The organism is Bacillus sp. FG16 (genome assembly GCF_057809515.1).
This window is the reverse complement of sequence record NZ_JBMDKC010000054.1, coordinates 16,755-39,481: the sequence shown is the minus strand read 5'-3', so window position 1 is coordinate 39,481 and position 22,727 is coordinate 16,755. Positions and strand designations below refer to the sequence as shown.

At 32.8% G+C, this 22,727-nt stretch carries 20 protein-coding genes, 2 pseudogenes and 1 riboswitch; of the genes and pseudogenes, 2 read left to right on the top strand and 20 right to left on the bottom strand.

From position 1 onward, the window contains the following. Window positions 1–55 precede the first annotated feature (55 nt). The 10 genes and pseudogenes from ACODS7_RS19350 to ACODS7_RS19305 all read right to left on the bottom strand — a co-directional run. A pseudogene (locus ACODS7_RS19350) lies at window positions 56–772 on the bottom strand (pPIWI_RE module domain-containing protein); the annotation flags it as partial. A 308-nt stretch (window positions 773–1,080) separates the two neighbouring features. Continuing rightward, a complete protein-coding gene (locus ACODS7_RS19345; protein WP_016081499.1) occupies window positions 1,081–1,566 on the bottom strand; it encodes a hypothetical protein in 486 nt (161 codons plus the stop codon). Between the two features lie 209 nt (window positions 1,567–1,775). Next, window positions 1,776–1,925 (bottom strand): annotated as a pseudogene (locus ACODS7_RS19340) (site-specific integrase); the annotation flags it as partial. A gap of 134 nt (window positions 1,926–2,059) precedes the next feature. Continuing rightward, a complete protein-coding gene (locus tag ACODS7_RS19335; protein WP_243168764.1) occupies window positions 2,060–2,380 on the bottom strand; it encodes a heterocycloanthracin/sonorensin family bacteriocin in 321 nt (106 codons plus the stop codon). 607 nt (window positions 2,381–2,987) lie between these two features. Next, on the bottom strand, window positions 2,988–3,251 hold the full coding sequence (locus tag ACODS7_RS19330; RefSeq protein WP_029442397.1) for a DUF3937 family protein: 264 nt from the start codon (window positions 3,249–3,251) through the stop codon (window positions 2,988–2,990). A 455-nt stretch (window positions 3,252–3,706) separates the two neighbouring features. Next, complete coding sequence (tenA, locus tag ACODS7_RS19325; protein ID WP_000144509.1) at window positions 3,707–4,396, bottom strand: thiaminase II; 690 nt, start codon at window positions 4,394–4,396, stop codon at window positions 3,707–3,709. A 127-nt stretch (window positions 4,397–4,523) separates the two neighbouring features. Then, window positions 4,524–4,629, bottom strand: a riboswitch (TPP riboswitch). A 73-nt stretch (window positions 4,630–4,702) separates the two neighbouring features. Next, a complete protein-coding gene (locus ACODS7_RS19320) occupies window positions 4,703–5,617 on the bottom strand; it encodes a D-alanine--D-alanine ligase (RefSeq protein WP_043937248.1) in 915 nt (304 codons plus the stop codon). Between the two features lie 4 nt (window positions 5,618–5,621). Beyond that, complete coding sequence (gene pdxR, locus ACODS7_RS19315) at window positions 5,622–7,070, bottom strand: MocR-like pyridoxine biosynthesis transcription factor PdxR (protein ID WP_043937205.1); 1,449 nt, start codon at window positions 7,068–7,070, stop codon at window positions 5,622–5,624. Between the two features lie 89 nt (window positions 7,071–7,159). Further along, on the bottom strand, window positions 7,160–8,185 hold the full coding sequence (locus ACODS7_RS19310) for a homoserine dehydrogenase (protein WP_029442394.1): 1,026 nt from the start codon (window positions 8,183–8,185) through the stop codon (window positions 7,160–7,162). 88 nt (window positions 8,186–8,273) lie between these two features. Continuing rightward, a complete protein-coding gene (locus tag ACODS7_RS19305; protein ID WP_043937204.1) occupies window positions 8,274–9,515 on the bottom strand; it encodes an esterase/lipase family protein in 1,242 nt (413 codons plus the stop codon). A 278-nt stretch (window positions 9,516–9,793) separates the two neighbouring features. On the opposite strand from ACODS7_RS19305, the gene ACODS7_RS19300 reads away from it, so the two are divergent. Beyond that, window positions 9,794–10,135 (top strand): DUF3914 domain-containing protein, encoded by a 342-nt coding sequence (locus ACODS7_RS19300; RefSeq protein WP_001165517.1) that lies wholly within the window; start codon window positions 9,794–9,796, stop codon window positions 10,133–10,135. Between the two features lie 76 nt (window positions 10,136–10,211). Here ACODS7_RS19300 and ACODS7_RS19295 read toward each other — a convergent pair whose 3' ends face one another. From ACODS7_RS19295 to abc-f, 6 genes are all read right to left on the bottom strand, one after another. Further along, window positions 10,212–10,883, bottom strand: a complete 672-nt coding sequence (locus ACODS7_RS19295; RefSeq protein ID WP_029442392.1) for a lipoprotein BA_5634 family protein — start codon at window positions 10,881–10,883, stop codon at window positions 10,212–10,214. Window positions 10,884–10,951: 68 nt separating this feature from the next. Then, a complete protein-coding gene (locus tag ACODS7_RS19290; protein WP_043937203.1) occupies window positions 10,952–12,883 on the bottom strand; it encodes an ABC transporter permease in 1,932 nt (643 codons plus the stop codon). After that, window positions 12,858–13,628, bottom strand: coding sequence for an ABC transporter ATP-binding protein (locus tag ACODS7_RS19285; protein ID WP_243168763.1), 771 nt, complete (start codon window positions 13,626–13,628; stop codon window positions 12,858–12,860). The genes ACODS7_RS19290 and ACODS7_RS19285 overlap by 26 nt, the downstream gene beginning before the upstream one ends. Window positions 13,629–13,944: 316 nt before the next feature. Beyond that, window positions 13,945–14,439: a DUF3267 domain-containing protein gene (locus ACODS7_RS19280; RefSeq protein WP_048564795.1), complete on the bottom strand. Its 495-nt coding sequence runs from the start codon at window positions 14,437–14,439 to the stop codon at window positions 13,945–13,947. 524 nt (window positions 14,440–14,963) lie between these two features. Next, window positions 14,964–15,557 carry a GNAT family N-acetyltransferase gene (locus ACODS7_RS19275; RefSeq protein ID WP_016081511.1) on the bottom strand — a complete coding sequence of 198 codons (594 nt, stop codon included), beginning with the start codon at window positions 15,555–15,557 and terminating at the stop codon, window positions 14,964–14,966. Window positions 15,558–15,577: 20 nt separating this feature from the next. Next, a complete protein-coding gene (gene abc-f / locus ACODS7_RS19270; RefSeq protein WP_243168762.1) occupies window positions 15,578–17,206 on the bottom strand; it encodes a ribosomal protection-like ABC-F family protein in 1,629 nt (542 codons plus the stop codon). Between the two features lie 516 nt (window positions 17,207–17,722). Between abc-f and ACODS7_RS19265 the strand changes: the two genes are divergently transcribed. Then, complete coding sequence (locus tag ACODS7_RS19265) at window positions 17,723–18,712, top strand: aldo/keto reductase family protein (RefSeq protein ID WP_029442387.1); 990 nt, start codon at window positions 17,723–17,725, stop codon at window positions 18,710–18,712. 74 nt (window positions 18,713–18,786) lie between these two features. Here ACODS7_RS19265 and ACODS7_RS19260 read toward each other — a convergent pair whose 3' ends face one another. The 4 genes from ACODS7_RS19260 to ACODS7_RS19245 all read right to left on the bottom strand — a co-directional run bounded on the left by ACODS7_RS19260 (window position 18,787) and on the right by ACODS7_RS19245 (window position 22,619). Next, window positions 18,787–19,686 carry a LysR substrate-binding domain-containing protein gene (locus tag ACODS7_RS19260; RefSeq protein ID WP_029442386.1) on the bottom strand — a complete coding sequence of 300 codons (900 nt, stop codon included), beginning with the start codon at window positions 19,684–19,686 and terminating at the stop codon, window positions 18,787–18,789. 209 nt (window positions 19,687–19,895) lie between these two features. Beyond that, window positions 19,896–20,873, bottom strand: a complete 978-nt coding sequence (locus ACODS7_RS19255) for a sensor histidine kinase (RefSeq protein WP_016081515.1) — start codon at window positions 20,871–20,873, stop codon at window positions 19,896–19,898. Continuing rightward, window positions 20,870–21,577 (bottom strand): response regulator transcription factor, encoded by a 708-nt coding sequence (locus tag ACODS7_RS19250; protein ID WP_000238994.1) that lies wholly within the window; start codon window positions 21,575–21,577, stop codon window positions 20,870–20,872. Before ACODS7_RS19250 ends, ACODS7_RS19255 begins: the two co-directional genes overlap by 4 nt. Window positions 21,578–21,704: 127 nt before the next feature. After that, window positions 21,705–22,619 carry an acetamidase/formamidase family protein gene (locus ACODS7_RS19245; RefSeq protein WP_043937200.1) on the bottom strand — a complete coding sequence of 305 codons (915 nt, stop codon included), beginning with the start codon at window positions 22,617–22,619 and terminating at the stop codon, window positions 21,705–21,707. Window positions 22,620–22,727: the final 108 nt, after the last annotated feature.

Sequence of the window (22,727 nt, the reverse complement as noted above, 5' to 3'; positions counted from 1 at the left end):
AATTTGTACATGCTTAAACAAGTGAAAATGTACATGATCATCTTGACATTTACAGGGTAGAAATCAATATCATGCCTCGTTTTCGCCTCAAAAGTAAAGAAATATCTGGATGATTATATTCCTGATAGAATCTCCGAATTCCTATTGAAATATTTAATAATGGAGCGTTCTCACCACCACGGCTTATGCATTCGAATCGATATACATAGGAGAAAAAATCTTGTGTTTTTTCATCTTTTATCGGTCCTGACATCGCCTCACAAATATTTTGTGATCTAAGAGGAGAAAAATAGATCTCTTCTTCATTTGTATTTTCTAAATATATAGGACGCTCGCAAAAAATATGTGAGATTAAAGCGGGCCCCCACTTAGAATACGTTTCATTATCATGTAGTACTGGCAAATTAGAAATCAAATCGGATTGCCATTCATATTTTGGTGGCTCAACTAATTGATTTGGTTTCCAATCATGAATAATCTCATACCAACTTTGAAAAATATAATCGAGCTGTTCTTGTCTAATAGGTTCTTTCGATACAATCCATGGTGTATTTTCATTTAATACGTACGGATTATGCTGAATAAACAATATATCCGAAAACATATCATACAATCTTTCATTCAAACGTTTCAACTTACTCGTTAATAAAAACGTCTTATAATGTATCTCTACGATGTCCAGCCATTCAATAGGAAAGTATATAAATGATACCTTTTCATTTAATAGAGGTTCTACTATATTTTCAAATGTTAGCAGCCTTAATTTTTTCATAAAATGATTCCTTCCTTTCTTAAGTTGTCTTGATTATCAAAAAGCTAGAAATAGTTACTTAATCTAATCCATTTAAACAAATTATTTAAAAGAAACGTAAAAACTGTTTATCTACATAAATCATTATCAAACCGACTCTTTTAAAAATTAAAAGTAATTATCATATACAACACCTCTTTATATTTGTATTTTAATACATTTGAATTGTACAATGTATATAATATATTGTACTTATCATTTACAGTAACTTTACAAAAAAACCAAAAAAGAACACCTTAATTCGGTGCCCTTTTTACAAATATAAACCGTTATGTAATTGAACATATAGATAACAGTAATCCTCCAAATGAAATTGCTCCTAGTAAGCCTACTACAACTCCTGTTAAACAAATACAATCAGCAAGACAAACAGAAGACTGCGATAATGGAACAAATGACCTACTTGTACTCGAACCATATTGTTTTATTTTCTCATAATTCACATCTAACATTAGATGTAAACATGTTACACCATCCTCAATAGTATGTAGAGGTTCTTTTTCTAATCGCTCCAATAATTTACTATCAAAAGCAACTGATAGAGGATACTGCTTATCTAATTTCATATTTTGATAAATTAGTTGCAAACGAGATAATATATTGCTTTTCTTCTTTTCAGATGTTACTGTACATTTCATTTTATTAAATTCATTTAATAACAGTGTCAATTCATCTCTTTTTCCGTATAAATCTTTAGCTATTTTTCTCTTTCGTTTATACGAATGGATAATAGATTTTAGTTCAATCATATTCATACACTTCCTAATTACATATTATTTACCCGATTATTTTATAGATAAACAGTACTTTTTAATCTTATTTAAATTACACTTAAGCATCTTCATTTACTATCGATTAACATTACATTAACCTTACACGATTGTAATAAAATCATTAGATGGAAGAAAGCAATGCCCAAACTAGACAGATATTTGATGATAAAACCATAAGAAAAAAGCAATGATTAGATTTTAAATCTAGTCACTGCTTTATCTATCACCTCTTGATTACATCTATATATCTTATTGTTACTCTTTCACTTGAATGATTGAATATATCCATTAATAATGGCTATATTCTTTGTCGGCACGTACATATATAAAACTAATGTTTTTTAATTGATAAGGTGAAACTTTAATTAGCCCTCACCAATTGGGCTTTTATGGGTAGTCCGCCACCTAACTTCTCTTTGCTCCCGCTGAATTTTTTTAGGGTCTTACTGCCCTGCAAATAGCAGGATAAATGCAATCAATATTCATACGTTATAATAGTACCAGTAGTATCAGTAGTACCACTAAAACAGTTAGAGCAACCACCACAGCCGCCACAACCTCCGCAACCCCCGCAACCAAAACAACCGAAGCAACCAATACAACGGAATCCACCACAACGGAATCCGCCACAACGACCTCCACCACAACCACCACAACGACCACAACCGCCACAGCGACGAGCAGCATCTTCAATATAGTAATATGGATATTGATTTTGCTGGTCCCAATAGACAATATTTCCAGATCGGTAATCATTAAGATTTAACGCTTGTAGTTCTTGTTGAAACTGATTCATTTTCATAACCTCCATTTATAAAATACAACCTCATCGATGCTTCCCTATGTTTCTGTTCGTTACATCTAAGTAGGAATAGCACTATAAACTAAGTTCAATACGTACACCAACAAAGTATGACTTATCATTAAATGATGCACCTTGTTCATATACCTATTTTTACTATGGGCTCATTTTTATAAAGTGAAACTTTAATCAGTGGGGGGTTAGCTCATCCCCCACTGATTATTAGCCCTCACCAATCGGGCTTTTACGGACAGTCCGACCGCCACCTAACTTCTTTGCTTCTGCTGAATTTTGAGGCGGGGGGCTTACTACCCGTTAATGCGGGATAAATAAAAATTAAAAAATATGAATTCTAGCGTCATATCTTCATACTTACTAAATTCAATTAATTTCTCAATAATTATGGCGCCATATCCTATATATTTCCGTCTGTCACTTAGATTTTTCTGTACTGTAAATGCGTTTCGCTATAACATTTCCTAGTGACCGGTTTCTATGACGGATAAGAAATTCCTACAAAGAAAAAAGCCCTAATTAGGGCTTTTCATTCTATTTCTTTAGCAAAACTCTCTATGAAATTGCTAATTGAAAAAAGACGCATTTAGATTGATGCGTCTTTTTGTGATGCCTCTTTTGTGAAATCATATAAAGCAATTGCGCCTAAAAGAACAAGTATACCTTGAGGAACATCTATTAAAATAGTTTGCCAAATTCCCGGAATTACCCATTTAATATCTGCTGCTGTTTCAAGATATGTTTGGAAATAGCTGATTGTAAAATTAATGATTCCTAAAAATACAAACAACGATAAACCAAATCGAATTAATTTCTTATTTGTAAACATATAACACCTCTCAAAATTCATTGGATATTCCTGCTTTTACTTCTTTATATTTCCATATCTCTATATTTGATTTTAACACAAAAAGAACTCAAAAAAACACAATATGCATATTTGCATATTGTGTTAACAGCACTTCATGGTAATTTAGAAATTCCTGCAAAGAAAAAACAACTCCGTTACAGCTAACAGTGCGGGTTTCTTTTCTTATTTAACTTCATACCTCCAAGCTTTACGTTCAAGGTAAAATTTCATCTCATTACGTTGTGCATCTGAAGTTAGCTTAGTAACATATCCGTTTTATTGTAAAATATATGTGACAGTAGTTTATCCATTTAATGCGTAGACAATTAAACTAGTTAACTTATCGATATGCCATTTCACCATTTCCTCAGCACTATCGACTTTGCACAAATTTGATAAGAAAAAATATATAGACAGGTATGATCCATACCTATCTATAACATTACTTCTATTCTTTATCCAATTACGTCTTTTACGTCTGTATCCACTGGCCACTTTTCTAATGTATAAGCCATTTCCCAAAATGAATATTCATATTGACTGCTAATAATAAAATGCTGTTTCATACGCTTGCGGTCTGCCTCTGTTACTTTTTCAGCGATAGTATCTAAACGTGTAATTTGTTCTTCAACTAGCGTACGGAACCAATCAGATCCATAAGCAGAAATCCATTCGTTATAAATTGGCTCTTCCGGCTGACACTCTTTTAAGCGTTCGCCAATTTCATAATACAACCAATAGCAAGGTAAAATTGCTGCAATAATATCTCCTAAATGTCCTTCATACGCAGCACGATACATATGTGAAGTATACGCATATGCAGTTGGCGCAGGAATAAAATTATCTTTTTCTTCTTTTGTTATCCCTAGCTTTTTAGCAAAATTCTCATGTAAAGATAACTCGGCCTCATATGTATTTTGAGCATGATGTGCCATACGAGCTGTCGTCTCTAATTCAAGAGCTTTTGCAGCTCCTAAAGTTTGTACTCTAGCAAAATGACTCAAATAATATGAATCTTGAAGCACATAATAGCGAAAACTAGCTAAATCTAACGTTCCTTCACCAAGTTTTTTTACAAAAGGATGGTTAAAACTCGCTTCCCAAATTGAATCTACTTCTTTACGTAATGATTGTGAAAAAGTCATTTAAATCCCTCCAATAATGTATAAAATATAAGTATTTATCCACAATTATTAAAGCTGTAAAATAAAAAAACTTTCTTTACAGGCGTAAAGAAAGTGAAATTGACAGTATTTATTTACTCATTAAATAGCAACGTCTTTCCCACTTCCCTACGCTGGTATTAACCAGATCAGGTACTAAGAGTCTCAAAATCACATTTGATCTCAGCCTATAAAAGGCCCCCCTAGTGGATAAATATTTTGTTTTTATAATGTATTCATCATAGCATACTTCGTGAAACTGTCAAAATAATTCGTTATATAACTATCTTAAAAACCTTCTTCTTTTCTCACTTTTAATGATGTTTCAATAATCATATCTAATAGTTTACTATAACTAATTCCCGCTGCTTCTGCACTTTTTGGCAATAAACTTGATTGTGTCATCCCTGGTAATGTATTAATTTCCATTACATATGGAATTCCGTCCTTCACCATCATATCAACTCTTGCATAAACACTACATTTTAATGCTTTATAACAAGCCAGTGACGCTTTATTTACACGTTCATTAATTTCCGCTGGAAGTTCGATAACTTCCTCAACTGTACTAGTATCATCATATTTTGCATTGTAATCAAAGAACTCGGCTGCATGTCGAATTGAAACTATAGGTAACTGTTTTCCATCCAGAATGGAACATGTAATTTCATCACCTTTTATATACTTCTCAATTACTACTTCAGAATCCCATTCGAATACAGTTTCTAGCATTGAGATCAATTCATTTTTATTGTAAACGATTTTTACCCCGACACTCGATCCGCCAGAGTTTGGTTTTACCACTAATGGAAATCCTAACTTATCTAACTCATCAAGCTTTAGATCCTCCATTTTTGTAAGTTCAATCCAATCTGGTGTTTCTACACCTTCATAACGTAAAATCTTTTTCGAAATATTTTTATCCATACATATACTACTAGATAACATATTGCTTCCGCTATAAGGAATCCCTAAACTCTCCAGTGTTCCTTGAACTGTCCCATCTTCTCCGTATTTTCCATGTAATGCGAGCAATGCAAAATCAATGTCTTTCGCTTTTTCAATTAAATCCATTTTTTCGTTTAATATAATTGGAACTATTTCATACTTACTTTTATCTAAATGTGCGAGCATTTCATTTCCAGTCATAATTGATACTTGCTTTTCAGACGATACCCCGCCCATAATAACGCCAATTCTCATTTCCTCAACTCCAAATTTCATTTTTTATTGTATCACCAATTATTTTGATTCCCCGAACTATTTCTTCTTCTTTCAAGCGTGAAAATCCTAATCGGAAAGTATTCGCTCCTTCTTCACCAGAGTAAAAAACATCTCCAGGTGAAAACGTAACGCCTTTCTCATAACACTTTTGTAAAAGTGTGCGAGCATTCATATGCTCTTCTAGCTCTATAAATAAATGAAGTCCACCATCTCCAGTCATTCTTTTGAAAGGAATGTACTGGTTACATGCCCCGACAGCTAAATCATATTTTTTCTTATAAACAGATCTTGCCTTTTTTAAATATTTTTCAAAATATCCCTCATGTAAATATTGAAACAGAACAGCTTGATCTAACGTAGATGTGTGAATCGTTCTTGCTCTTTTTACGCTTTCTAAATAATGAATCAGCTCTTTATCTGCAATAATCCAGCCTACACGTAAACCAGGGAAAAGTACCTTTGAAAAGCTGCTAATATAAATCACATTATTGCCAGCTCCAGCAAACGTTAATAATGGAGCTAAATGTGAACCTGAATAACGTAATTCTTCATTAAATCCGTCCTCTATAATAGGAACCTTGTATTTTGAGAATAATCTCATCAATTCCGTTCTTTTCTCTGAACTCGTAACAATACCAGTTGGATTATGATAAGAAGGAATTAAATATGCAAAATCAAAATCTTTTTCACGTAAGCTTTTTTCAACTTCATTCGTATCAATACCATCCTCATTCATATCAATCCCATGAACTTCAAGGCCATGTAAGCGGAACAGCTTTAGTGCAGCGTGATGAGTTGGATTCTCACAAATGACACGACCGGATTTTTTTGATAAAGAAGAGAGTACAATATCCAATCCTTCTGTAAATCCATTTGTAATTAGAATATCTTTATTAGAAATGTCTACACCTTTCATTTCCATATAATGAAGTAAGTAATTCATTAATGGTCTATATCCTTTTGCATATCCGTAGTTCAATACGATGTCCCCTTCAATGGACATACGAGTAAGAAAAGCTCTTTTGAAATTTTCAACATCAAATAGCTTCTCATCCGGGGCTATACTATTAAAAACAATCATTCCCTTTTCCCAACGAACACCATGTTTCATTAAATCTAATTCATCCGCTAATGCGGTCACTGTATTAAGTTTATTTTTCCAATCTATTTCAACTGACGAAGTGTTAGATATATCCACCTTCGCAACAAAGTTCCCTTTTCCTTTAACTGCATAAATGAGTCCTTCTTGCTCTAAATCTGCATAAGCAGCGAGTACAGTGTTTCTACTCACACTTAGTAATTCACTTAGTTCCCTTGTTGATGGGATTTTTTGATCCCCGAGCAAATGCCCTTTCATAATCATCTTCTTCAAATAATCTTTCAATTGAATATAAACGGGACGATCTTTAACAACTTTAAAATCCTTAAACAATTCCTTACCCCCTGCAATCATTTTTGCATATTTATTTCATTCTCAAAAGGTCCACAACATATGTATTTTTTATAAAGGGCGGTACGGTCTTACAAATCTTTTCGATATAAGTTAATTACATCTTTTAAAGCTGCAGCTGCTGCGCCTCGTGGATTAGAAGCCCCGCCAATTGTAGTAACTTGCCCCATCGTATCTGTAAAGAACGTAATTCCTTTTTCGCTCCCATTTACTTTTGCTAACGGATGATCTTTTTCTATTTCACACGGTTCAACATTTAAATTCACATTGCCACCCGCATCCTTATATATTGATGCTATTAATTTAATAATTTTATGGTGTTCCTTAGCATTTTGTATTTGCTGTTTTGTAACGTGCTCGATTCCTTTTATATGTATATCAGCAAGTGTTTTCTCTGTTTCCATTAAGCTGTTTGTCAAAAGTAACAATTTACACGCACTATCTGAACCACTTATATCTAATAGAGGGTTTGTCTCAGCAATTCCTTTATTTTGTGCTTCTTTCAGCGCTTCTTCAAATGTCATATCTTCCTCATACATTTTCGTAAGAATATAATTAGTTGTTCCATTTAATATTCCTTCTATTTTTTCAATACTGCAACCGGCTAAACTAAATTGTCCGATATCTAGTGTCGGTAGTGCAGCGGCTGTTGCACCGCTATATCGAATTCGTACATTTGCACCTCTTGCTGCTTCATTTATTTCTCTCCAGTTTGTAACGAGCGCACCTTTTGAAATTGCTACTATATCCATCCGTTTCTCAATCGCTTGTTTCATATATTGTTTCCCTGGATTTCCATCTTTAAGATTTGTGACTGTTGATTCTACCAATACAGTACCACTTATGCTAGTTGTCGCACGTTCCTTTGGATGATACTCTAAATATTTTTCAATTGCAGCGGTACCGCCACCATACATTAATAAATGATGAAGAGATAGGCCGTCTTCATTATGTATTGCAATATTTCTCCCTAATACGCCACTTACAACTAATTGAATCCCATATGTTTCATATATATATGAATATTTTTCATTTAATAATTTTATAAACTCTCTGCCTACTGTTCCGTATCCTGATAATACAACTTGAATTTTCATAATACCCCCCCATATTTTTTCTACCAAATCCCTCTTTCAATATAATATAAAGCGCTCTCGAATTCCATCGAGAGCGCTTTATTATTACTTATTTCGGTAAACGTGATAGCTTTTCAGCAATTGTTCTATAAAACTCTTGAATGCTAGAAAAACCTAAAGAGTCTGAAACACTTAATCCTACCATGTCGAGATGGTCCCAATTCGCTTTCGTTTCGATATGATTCCATTTTCCAACCTGTAATGACTCATTATTATTTACAGCAACATTAGAAGATGGTGCAATCATGGAATTTGTATTTACTACACCATCATTTTGCCACCAAGAAGTATCAACTAACGGACGGTTTTCTTCATATCTCGCATAAGAACCTAAGAAAAATGCATTCCCCATCAACACTTTGTTCATCGTTATATGAGGTAAATGTAAACCTGTTATAGGTGCTGCTTGTGATGCATGTCCACTATAGGATAAGTAATACACATCCGGTTGCGTCTTTACCCAATTATTTAACTCCTTTGCACCATCTGTACTTAAATCCCATTGACTTATATCTTTTGTATTTTTCCAAAGTGAACTATTTAGAATACGATTACTATATTGGAAAAAGGACTCTCCAGCATTCTTCTTTATACCCCATTGATCCAATTTAAAATCATATAACGATAAATTATTGTTTCCTCCGAAGCTCGCAGCTGTAATGAGTAAATCTTTAACGAACGGTAGCAGAAGACTCCCATCCGCAAGTGTTGTACCGTTGTGAGGGGTTGCTAATGTTGTAACACTATGAACATATGATTTTCCGCCTTCAAATAGTGGTGATATTTTGGTGTCTGGGTGATTTTTCACATAATTCTTTTCTTCAAAACTCCCTTCTTTTAATAGCTGTACTAATGTTCTAATTGTTTGTCCACCCATGCTATGTCCAATTAAATGAACTTTATTTGTTTCACTCCAATTCGGCGCAAAACCACTATAAGTTCTGCCAAAACGATTATGTCCATGTTTCTCAGCATGCGAGACACCATAGTCTACTGTTCCACCGCTAATTTGCGCATACAATTCACATGCACGATCCCAGTTACTAGAAACAGGTCCAACAGCTGCGGTATGTACCGTATAACCATTTCGTTTCAAATCTTCCTGTATATCATGAACACCACCCCAATATTTTACGCCAAGCATTTCTTCTCTACCCCATCCAGCAAATCCATTCACCAATATGATAGGATAATTATTTTGTGGCCTCTCTTCAGCGTATGATATTTTCGCTTCGAATGAACATACGGTCACTAATGCGAAAAAACATATTTTTAAAACTAACTTCCCCATACTTTCTCCCCCTATTAAAACGTTTACATTTTTCTTTTTTGAAAATCAACAGAATACTTTAATAACTTAAACATAATGTAAAATATTTTATATACGTTGTATATATAGAAAACATATACAAATGTTGATAAATATTAATTCAAGTAAACATTTACTTTTTACAATACAACTTGTAAATCTGTTTATTTGAATTTATAATTAGATATAGTTTCCTCATGTTAAAAAGATTTAAAAACCATAAGAAAACTAATCTCATTGCTTGAAAAGGAGGAAAAAACATGCAAATCGGATCAAATATTCATACATTATCTCAACCTACTAAAATAACTCCATCTACTCTTGAGCATAATACTATCTCTTCTACTAAACTTGAAAGTAAGAAAGTAAATGATCCTATCAAATTTGATATTCGTTCATCTGAAAAAGAAATGAAACAGCCTGAGCATAAATTTAATGAATTAGATTTATGGAAGATGTTAAAGGATAAAGGTGTTCCTTTATGGATCATCCTTGAAATGCTACAAAAGGCTCGTAAAGAAAAAGAAGCCCAAAATAATTCAGTTCAAAATTCAAATGCGATTGAGGAAACAAATGAGACTCGATTAAATGAAGTAATGTAAAGCATAATAATTGATTTGTCTATAAACTAAAAAGAGTTCGAGATTGATAAACTTTCTATCAACCTCGAACTCTTTTTTAAGATTTTTCTCCGATCGTTACAAACTGAACTGATACTTTCTCTTTAAAACCTTCAATTAACTTTCTTACTTTTACTTTTTCATTAATCAATGTATTATCTGTCGACATTTTAGGTTTTTCATCACCTAACGACTTTTTCAGATGTAGAAGTTGCATATTCGTTTCATTCGCTTTTATTTCTTTATACACACTATTTTTCGCCACAATGATATACCATAGTGCTCCATAGTCACGTTTATTGCCAAGCCAAGCATCGCTATCATATGCAACTGGTATCTCTTCTCCTTCTATTTTAATACTTTTAATATTCTTTTCTTCTTCATTTATAAATAGTAGTGAGCTTTCTTTTGGAAAATTCGGTAACGTATCTACCAGTTTGGAAAGGGCTACTTGGTCACGTTTACGAAAAATCTTTGCTTTAATCATCGCTTGTGCAGTAGATTCATTTAATATTAGTACCTTTCCTTTTTCAAATTCCCCTGTTTTCACTGGAAAAATTTCATGTTCTTTCGTATTTTCCTTATAACGATTCATAATTGCTCCAGTATGATTCTCATCTCCAATGATTAATACACCGTTAGCTGGAAATAATTCTTCACTTTTAGCACATGCACTTAAACTAATTAAAATTAATATACATAATATGAAAATTGATAATGGTTTTTTCATTACAATTCCTTTCATAACTCATATTGTTTTTTTACATGCTTTTCTGCAATGTTACTTGCTGATGTTCTCTACTGTTCCATAGTTTTATAAAGCTTTTGTAGGTAACGCCAACGGGTTATAAAGAAATATAAAACTTGTATACATATAAATGAAATTAAAATAACGATAGAGCTATTTATGATAGAAAAATCGACTAATTGCTGTAATGCTATATAAGCAACTACAGTATGAATCACTGCAACGACAATTGGTAAAAAGAACATTAATAATAACTGCCTCGTTACAACTTTTTTCAACTCACCTTTACTTAATCCCATTTTCGAAATCATTTTATATTGCTGTTGGTCGCGATCCAAATCTGTATATAATCGAAAATAAATAAAACTAGCGGCGAATGTAAAGAAGACGATTCCAACTAAAATACTTACCATAAGTAATAAACCATTCTTTTGCTTTGCTTCCAACAAGTTTAATGTTAAAGCTTCAAAGTAGAAATCTCTGTCCCTAAGATCTTTATCGAATATACTCTTTAATTGATTTGAAATCTCTTTCGTTTTTATCCAATCATCTACAACAAATCCGTAAGTACGATATGGAATTTCTTTATTAACTGGGTCACTAGTAAGAGGTATTCCATCATATACCTGATCTTGAACAGCGATATAAATAGTTCTAGAATCATGTGGTAAAACTAAATTTTCTACAGCTTTTTTCACATGAAATGTCTTTGTCCAGTCACCTTGAATGACTTCTATATTCTTTTTATACTCGCCATTTTTAAATTCTTGTTTTTGTGATACGACTCCAGGAATTAATAAAATTTCATCTTCTTTTTCAATTGTTTCTTGTTGATAGCCTAGTGCTTTAGCAAGATCGTTGTATTCACTTAACTTCATTACATTTACGCCATTTTCTGTGTATATATATGAAGATGAAGCCATTCGATACGTAATATTAGCATCAGAAAGGTGTTTTTTTATAATAGAAAGATTTTTATTCAATACTTTGTCATTTTCAAAACTTCCATACAAAAATGTATACGGATTTGTCATCCTTACCAAATCCCTATTTCCAATTGCGGCTGTTGTACCAATTGCTGTAAATGCAACTGCTGAAACAATAGATACTATAAAAAACATCGTTGCATTATCTTTCATACGGTAAATTAATTCAGAAAATGTTAATATATTTGTTCTCTTTAAAAAGAAAGATTCTCTCCTTTTAGCAAGGTGCAATATATAAACGCTACACTGAGTATATAAAAAGTACGTTCCTATAATTACTAGAAGCACACCTATTCCAAGCGTAATAAAATTGGTACTTGGTATGAAGCGAAATACTGAAAAATATCCATACCCTATACTAATTAAAGAAAGTATCGATAATAAAACTGAAGATTTCGGTTCAGGTTTTGGCTTTTCCTCTGCTCGAATAAGTTCCACAAGTTCCGTTACTTTTATCATTTTAAATGTAAATAATGAAACAATTAAAAACAAGAAAAGAAATGTAATAACTGTTAATAATACAGCCCGAACTGGTATATAAAAAGGTAAACCATTATTAATCATTAATACACTTGCACTTATTAATAAGACTAGTTTAGAAAATATGAGTCCAATGAAAATCCCTATACAAATTGAACCAAGTCCAATCAACATATTTTCAATTAATAATAATTTCTTAAGCTGTCTCATTGACATACCTTGCATCATTAAAATACCAAATTCTTTTTTACGCGTCTTTAAAAACGAACTAACTGAATATAGAATGAAGAAAAATGAAAATACAAAAATCAATCCTTGCGAAACTGAAAATCCCAATGTACCAAATGCACTTATTGTTGCACTTGTCGATTTCAACTCACCTTGTAAATCAGGATGAAATAATAAAAGAGCATACGTAAAGAAAATCATAATAGAAAATGCACTACTTAAAAAATGAGCTACATAGGTACGTTTATTACGAAAGATATTATTAAATGCGAACTGACGAAAAGTCATGCCTTTTCCCTCCTAACAAAGAAAGGACATCCATAATTTTTTGATAAAATGCTTGCCTGCTTTCACCACAATAAATTTCATTATATAGTTGACCATCTTTAATGAAAATTACTCTGCTGCAAAAGCTCGCTGCATACGGATCATGTGTAACTAACATCATCGTTGCTTTTTCTTCTTTATTTAGAGTATCAAGCATCTCCATTACATCATTTGAAGATTTAGAGTCCAAGTTCCCTGTTGGTTCATCTGCAAGTAATAATTGCGGCTTATGAACGATCGCACGAGCGATTGCTGTTCTTTGAGCTTGCCCCCCTGATATTTCAAACGTTCTTTTACTCAATATATCAGTAATGTTTAACTTCTCTGCAATCTCTTCCACTCGTTTATTCATTTCTTGGACGGAAACACCATCTAAAGTCATCGGCAATACAATGTTTTCTTTTACAGTAAGTGTGCTAAGAAGATTAAATGATTGAAATACAAATCCTAATTGTTTTCTGCGGAATAATGCTAATTCTTCTGATGATAATTGAAAAGGATTTGTGCCATTAATAAATATTTCTCCTGATGATGGAGAATCAATAGTAGATACCATATTTAATAACGTTGTTTTCTCACTACCTGACGGGCCCATAATTCCTACAAATTCACCTTCTTGAATTGATAAATCAATATCTACTAATGCTTTATAAGGTACTTTCCCTTTATATACTTTACTAATACTTTTTGCCTGTAAAATTTCCATTTATATTCTCCCTTCATTTCCACTGCTCACTATAGAGTGTAAATGAATTGTCTTATAGCTCATATTGATTCATCTTTCATTTATCTTACACGCTTGTAAGATTTCTAAAAAAACTGATAACAAACCTATTTTCAATCTATAAACAAAGCATATCTATCTTATAATATTTGCATATTGGTTTGAATTACAATGCTATTTTCTAATCTTTATTTTATTAATAAGAAAAGACCGATTTTTTTATCGGTCTTTTTACTTTCAAATATTATATTTTAACTGTTGTATGTAGTTGAAGCATATTTGAGTTACCCATTAAATACTATTTCACTTTATAATAACCTCTGCAAAAAAATGAGTGCTTCGGTTTCATTGCAATCAAAAACGAATTGTAAATATCTGAGGCGGAAATGAATGCGTTTATCCAACATATAAATAATAAAATTGATTTAATATTTCCTGATACAAAGAACGACATCATGGCAGGAACTACTGATAATACAATAATAGGCAAGCTCATAAAGACCCAAAATCTCGTTTTGGATAAGACTGCATTTGTATTTAACCAAAAAAATCTTTTACTAAATGTTAAGCTAATATCCCCTTGTTTACTTATTACTAAAATGTGTAGACATTCGTGAATGATGAAGACTAAGGTACCTATTATGATAAGATAAAATATATTAATATGAGTGAAACCTGTTTCAAAAAAATAAGGTATTATAAAAATGATTATCTGAAGTAAATATACAAACTTCATATAATGTTTTCGGTACCAATTATTCTGTATAAAAGGAGTCCATTCTGAAAAATCCATACTTATTTGTGGCAAGTGACGAAACCAAATTATAATACGTGTTCCCCTCCCTCATTTAAACTAATTCCTGGCTTAAAGATTTAATCTACTAGCACTCAACCGTAAGTTTTATATGTAACTCTTTAATAGACTTACCAGCAATTTTTGTTGACTAAGACTAAATGCTTCTTTATACCGCCCACTGTTCTGTTCTTTTCCCTTCCATTTTTCAAGTAATTCATCTGTAGAATGATTTGAGTAAGAAATTTGTATTATCATTGATACATAAATTCGACAAAATCTTCCAATTACCTTTTCATAAATGATTTTCAACTGGATATCCCCTGTACAGCTTGATTTCCCTATTTTGTTGAAAAGCAATTCCTTCAAGAAGTCATTACAATTGTACCTTTCATATGTTAGCAGGTATAAAGTGAAACTTTAATCAGTGGGGGTTTTACTGCCCGGTAATGCGGGATAAAATGAATATAAAAAAGCTTAGAGTTTTAGCTCTAAGCTTTTTTATGATTTCGTTTTAATTCCTTTTACAGAGAAATATTTTTTATCCATTCAGATTTACTCAATACATAATGATTATATATTTGATTTTCTATCTTCTGTTCACTCAAATAAGTAAACCTGCATTTTTTAATAACTTTATTTGATGGTACATTGTTAATTAAAGCAATTGCGTTGAGGACGTTTAAATTTGTTTCTTTAAACAAATAGTCAATTAAGCCTTTAGTCGCTTTTGTAGCATAGCCATGATTTTGATGTTCATTTGAGATAGCATACATTATCTCTCTGTTTGGTGAAGGGAGTTCTTCTTTCATTCCTGTGCAACACCATCCAATGCATTCATTTGTAGCTTCCTTAAATATTCCTAGCTTTAACATATGATTATCTATGTTATTCGTAGTTTTCACTGCCTCAAGAAATGCTTTGTTTGCTGGTATTTCATAATTTGCAATCCAATCCATCCTTTGTTCTTTCGTTGATTTCCAGTCTGGTAAAAACTTTTCTATTTCCGGTTGATTTGCTATTTTATAAATACTCTCTGCATCTTTGACCATAAACTCTTGCAAGTATATTTCTCCACAATCTATTCTAAATAACTTAGTCAAACTCTCTTCTCCCATGCTAATCCCCCTTACGTACGCTATAGCGCCTTTATCTGCTTCGTAAGTTCTATAAATCGTTCATCAAGTTCTTTATATTCCTTGTCGTTAGAAGTTAAAAAGCTTAATTTCCCTAATACTTCTTGTCTCTCTGTTTCTAACGTTAAACGTAGCTCTTCAATATTATCTCTTGTTTTAGTAGGCTCTTCTAGCTGCTTTTGTATCGTATTATTTGAAAACACGAGTTTTGTGTTAGTAGTTTTCTCTAGAAAATATCGATCGTGAGAAACAATTACTAATGTTCCGTTATACTCAGCTAATGTATTTTCAAGTTGTTCACGTGAAGGTAGATCTAGGTGATTCGTCGGTTCGTCTAAAATGAGTACATCTTTTTCATCTAAAATATAAGCCATTAGCTTACATTTTACTCTTTCTCCCATACTCATATGCTCAATCGGCTCTTTCCATTGAGAAGCTTGGAACCCTAAATGTTTCATCAAATTTTGGACTTTTCCTCTTTCTTCAAACGTCTCTTTAAAAAATAAATTTTCTGGTGTTTTATCAAGCGGTAAATCAAAAACTTCTTGTGTTAAATAGCCGATGTTTGCAGATGGTGAAATCCATATTTCTCCTTCAGCAGTTTCCGTTCCCATAATCATCTTCAGTAATGTTGTTTTCCCACTACCGTTTGGTCCAACAATCGCAACTTTCTCACCGTGCTGAATTGTAAAATTAACGTTTTCAAATAATACTTTCCCATAAAAGTCTTTTTTTAATTGCTTTACTTCTAAAAAGCGTTTTCCTACTTTTTTGTTCGCTTGAATAGAAAACTCAACTGAATACTCTTCTTTCACACGTTCTACTTTCGTTTTCTCCAGCTCTTTTTCGAGTCGTTTTCGTTTTGACTTCACTTGCGCATCCATTCGCTTCGCTTTTACACGATAGAATTCTTTCACACCTTCTTGTTTTGTAGACTGCGCGTGTGCCTTTTGTGACCATGAACTCAATTCTTTTATATGTGTTTCTACTTGTTCTATCTTTTTTTGCTGCTTTTCATATTCACGCTGCTGCGACTTCCTTCTTTGCTCACGTGTTTTCATGTAGCTCGTATAATTACCACTATGTTCAATTATTTTTTTGTCCTCAATTGACCATATTTTGGTTGCGACAACATCTAAAAAATATCTGTCATGCGATACAACGATAACAGTACCTTTCATCTTTTTTATTTGTTTAATGAGAAATCCCGTACTGATCTCATCTAAATGATTTGTCGGTTCGTCTAATATTAAAACATTAGGATTTTCGGCAAATCCTTTTGCTAATCGAATTTTCAGCTTTTCACCACCACTTAAAGTATGAAAATCGTTCGTTGGCACGCCCCATTTCGCAAGAAGTTCTGCTTCTTGCGAAATCACATCATTACTAATAAAAGATTCTATTTCTTGCTCAACATATGCGGTTGTCATATTCATTTGTTGCCATTCAACAATCCCTTTTGAAGGTTCAATCTTTCCATTTATTAATTGAAGTAACGTTGATTTACCAGCACCATTTTTACCAATTAATCCGATAACATCCCCTTGTTTCACTGCTACATTCATTTTTTCTAACAAAGTATTTTCCTTTATTTCAACATAAACATCATTTAATTTTAAAATTTCTTTCATATTACCGATCCCTTTCATTAAAGGAGAACAAAAAAATCCTCCCAAAGTAATTTTGGCAGGATTAGTCATTACATTATTTATACCCAAATAAGCTATTACGCAAATCAAATAGCAATACCGTTGTTTGGAATTGGGCAGACTAATCCTAATTTTTATAAATTGAAATTTATTTCATTTCAACATTTAAAAATAAGATTAGTTAATCATCGTCCACCCATCATTCCTTTCCGTCATTAGTAACCATATTGTACCATAATAGTACTGTATGAGTAAATGCAATTATTTGTGCTGCTAAAAAGATTGCTTTCTTTTAAAGTCTATTTATTATTTCTTCACTTCATATCGAACAAGCATCAAACACATTTGTTGTACTATTTGCTTTAGCTTTCCCTAGCAATAAAATTGTAAGCATCCCCTCTTATATAATTTTTATATACATTCATCATAAATCATATATTATACATACTAAATTTCAGTTCTTATAATAAAGGTATCATTTTTAAGGGGGGTTCTACAATGGAATTTAGTAAACTAGGAAACAGTGGATTAACAGTAAGCAAGATTGCATACGGGAACTGGATAAACCATGGTGGAAAAGTGGATGAGATTACTGCAAATGATTGTGTGAAAACCGCTCTAGATGTCGGAATTACAACGTTTGATACTGCTGATGTTTATTCAGATACGATAGCCGAAGAAGTACTTGGCCAATCTTTGAAAGATATACGCCGAGAAAGTATAGAACTATGTACAAAAGTATGCCATCCGACCGGCCCTGGAAAAAATGATCGTGGATTATCAAGAAAACATATTATAGAAAATTGTAATGCATCGTTAAAAAGATTACAGACAGACTATATCGATGTCTATTATGCACATAGATTTGATAAAACAACTCCTCTTGAGGAAACGATGTTAGCTTTCTCAGATCTTGTAAGACAAGGTAAAGTCCTTTATTTAGGCGTAAGTGAGTGGACATCAGAACAAATTACCCGTGGTGCAGCACTTGCTAAGGAATTAAACATTCCACTTATCGCTAGCCAACCTCAATATTCAATGTTATGGCGAGTTATTGAAACTGATGTAATTCCAACATGTCAACGTGAGGGACTTGGCCAAATCGTATGGTCCCCACTCGCACAAGGCATTCTCACTGGAAAATATCAACCTGGTAAACCATTACCGAATCAATCGCGTGCTAACTCTGATGCTGGAAAACCGTTTTTTGACAAACTCGTGCAACGTTGGATGAGTGATGATGTGCTTACTTCTATCCAGAAACTTAACCCCATCGCACAAGAAATTAACCTTACCCTATCTCAACTCGCAATTGCTTGGGTGTTACAAAATCCAGCTGTTTCTTCTGCAATTATTGGTGCTTCAAATCCGGAACAAGTAAGAGAAAACGTAATTGCTTCTAGTATTACATTGCAACCTGAAATTATGGATCAGATTGATCGTGTATTAAAAGGTTTCGCTGAGTATGATTCTAGCAAAACAGGTTGAACCATGAGTGAGTTTTACCTATAAATAAACACCCCTTGCCAACTTCCCACAGCCCATCCTATCAAGATGGGCTTTTATCTGTTAAGTTCACATTGTGAAGTCGTATAAACTTCTCTAACAGCTGTTAAAAAGTTCTCTAACACGACAGACTTTTCATCCTTCCTCCATCCAGCATATAAATTTATTTTTGGTGTATTTTCTTGAATATCTTTATACATGACTCCTGATTTTTTATAGCTTTCCACCGATGATGGAACGACTGAAATCCCTATTCCTGCTGCAACTAAGTTTACAATTGTTTGCATTTGAACTGCCTCTTGAACAATATTTAAACTTACTTTATGTTCCCAAAAGTAACTAATAATTAAATCATAAAAATTTGTACCGAAATGACGAGGAAATAAAATAAATGGTTCATCCACTAATGATTTGATTGAAATATTAGGTAACGAAACGAAAGGGTGATTTTCATACAAAACCAGCTTTAAACACTCTTCAGAACAAACTTCAGAAGATAATATTTCATTATTTTGCTCCGAACGAATAAATCCAATATGAATTTGCTTTTCGTAAAGCGCTTTTATTTGCTGGTCTGTTGTCATCTCACGTAATATGAGCTGAATTTTTGGAAACCGTTCTCGAAATATGTTTAATATGTCTATAACTGTTTCTGTAGAATCGACAAAACCAATGATTAAATGCCCGATTTTCCCTTCATCTGCAAGCTGTGTTTCTTTAATAGTTCTATCTACTTGAAGTAATGTTTGCCTAGCACCTTCTAAAAAGATTTTCCCCGCCTCGGTAAGTTCAACCATTCTTTTTGTCCGGTGAAAAAGTTGAACTCCTAATTCTTCTTCCAATTTTCGAATTTCTTGACTTAAAGGAGGTTGTGCCATCATAAGACGCTCTGCTGCACGACTAAAGTTTAATTCTTCTGCCACTGTTATGAAATATCTCATTTTACGAATATCCATTTCAATCCTCCTATCATTCGCAACTTCTATAAGATTCTATTTTTATTATTAAAAATGGTTCATGTAAGTAGTCTTACATTTATTCTTATCGGGTTCGTTTTGTCTCTCTTATCTATATAACATTTCATTCTCCAATGTTATCAAGGGTACAAAACAAGGCTAAAAAACTTATCTCCAAAGTTCTTTAGCCTTGTTTACTTTTTTACACATTAAAAAAATATTATTCGTACTACCGTACCTTTACCAACTTCTGAATGGATTTCCACACTATGTCCTAATTGTTTTGTAATTTCATATACAAGGTATAGCCCCATTCCTGTTGATTCTTTAAAATCTCTACCGTTTTCTCCTGTAAAGAAAGGTTTGAATACTCTTGGTAAATCTTGTTTTGGTATACCTACGCCATTATCAGCAATTTCAAGTATAACGGTATTACCTTCCTTACAAGCTTTCATTTTAATCTTTTCTCTACTACCTGATGAATACTTAATCGCATTCGATAGTATTTGTCCGATTAAAAATTGTAACCATTTCACATCACTTTCTACAGTAATGTCCTTATCAATTTCAAGCTCTGGATATACAAAATTCCGTATAAAGAATCGTTTATGTTCATGTACCGAATCATTCACTATTTTATGTAGTTGTACCCTTTCTACATAAAAGTCTTGTGTAAACGCTTCTAAACGTGCGACATACAGAGCCATTTCTAATCCCTTTTTTAATCGATCAGTTTCCTCATTTATACTTTCAAAACGTGAATCTACTTCATCCTGTGTAATTAATTCTATTACAGATAAAGGTGTTTTCATTTGATGGATCCACTGATTCATAAAGGTTAAATGGTCATTATTTTTTCTCTCTTGCATTTGCAGCTGATTTTGATAATGTCTATATTGCACCTCAAGTAGTTCTTGAAGAGCAGCCGATACAGCTGCAAAATCAGATTTTTGAACAGATTCATCCAAAGATTGCATCGGGTTTGCTAGGCGCTCATAAAAAGAACGATGTGTAAAATAACGAAACACTAAATAACTTCCCATAAAGAAAACACCTAGAAACATTGCATATAACGCCGTTGTAATATGATTATGCCCATCAAACCAATATACGAGAAATATAGCTAGTAGTTGAATTATGGTAAAGCAAATAAGTGGTATATGATCACGTATAAACAACCTTATCATTTTTCTATACCATTATCCCAAGTAATATGAAATCTATATCCAACACTACGAATCGTTTCAATCGCACCTTCTATATGCAACGTTTGTAACTTTTTACGCACACGTGTTGTATTTACACTTAATGTATTATCATCAACATAAGATTCACTATCCCATAATTTATTAAGTAAGACTTCTCTACTCACAACACGCGGATAATTTTTCATTAATGTCTCTAATAAAATAGCTTCGTTTCTCGTTATATCAATCTCGTCATTTCTAAGTTTCAATACAAGTCTTTCGGGATATAAACAAAGACCTTGTTGTTCAATCATTCGTTCTTCTAATTTCGGTGCATAATCTCCATATGCACGTCTTAAATGACTACGAATTTTCGCCACTACAACTTCATAATGAAAAGGTTTCGGAATAAAATCATCACCACCGTTTTCTAACGCCATCACTTGATCCATCGTGCCTTCACGGGCCGAAATGAATAATATCGGACATGTTGAAACTCCGCGAATTTGACGACACCAAAAGTACCCATCAAAACTCGGTAAATTAATATCTAATAAAACTAACTCTGGTTGTTCTTCTAAAAAAATGTTTAATACATTTTGAAAATCCGATACAATAACTCCTTGATAACCATATTTCGCAACATGTGTTGATAATAGTTCTGCAATTTTCATATCGTCTTCTACAATCATAATTTTGACCATTATTGAACTCCTTTTTAATCCACAATCTCAAATATACTTATATAAAATAAATACTACCTCTTTTCACAAAATCCGTAAATTAAAAAAAGGATGCTTTTATACAAAAATATCCTTTTTCGTCCCTTATCTATTTAATATGAAATTTACTAAAAGTAAATCCTAGTTTCTCCACATAATCCATTCCTAGTTCCATACGCGCCGTTTTCAGCGGATCCACAACTTGGCAAACTTTTAAATTACCTGCTGCTGATAATAAAAGCGTTGCATCAGCTTTAGACATTTCTAATTCTTCATGTAAAAATGTCACCATATTATGTACAGCACGATTTGCTGCATCATCTAACAATTTCTCTGAAGCAATCGTCATTATTTTTTCTTTTTGAATAGCCATTGGTAATGGCCATTGTTTTCCTTTTATCGTTTGAACTGTTACAGTTACCTCACCAGCAACCTCTACACCACTAACACCAATTTCCCCATCACCCATTGCTGCGTGTAAATCACCTAACGCTAATAGTGCCCCTGGGACATTAACTGGTAGTAGTAATGTTGTTCCTTCTTTAATTTCTTTACAGTCCATATTCCCGCCATGATCATGCGGTGTGCCACATGAAATGCTCTCTTCTTTCGGCGCAGTACCAATTACCCCAATCATTGGATTAATCGGGATTTGTAGTTCACTTGAAAACACAACATGTTCATAATGTATTGGGACGATTTTTACTATATTTTCATTTAACTCATCACCCATTACACCAAGATTCGCACCTGTAGTTAAAACACCCTGCTCTGCAATATTAATTTTTTCAATCGTTACGACTAATATATCGCCTGGTTCTGCTCCTTTAATATATACAGGCCCAGTCGCTGGATTAATTCGGTTCCAATCTAATTCTTGAAACACGACATCTTCAGAATCAATTTGGTTTTCAAAACAGTCGTACGTTTCAAACACAAGCCTACTCCCATTCTCTACTTCCATACACGGCTTATTTTCTGGTGACATTGAGTAAATGATATTATCTTTATGAATTCGATACATAATACCTCTCCCTTTTATATTTATCTACTATTACTAATTAGCTTTTTTTATACAAGCTCCTCTTAAAATTAAATGTTATTTTTATGTAAAAAAGCACGCAGATTGTTT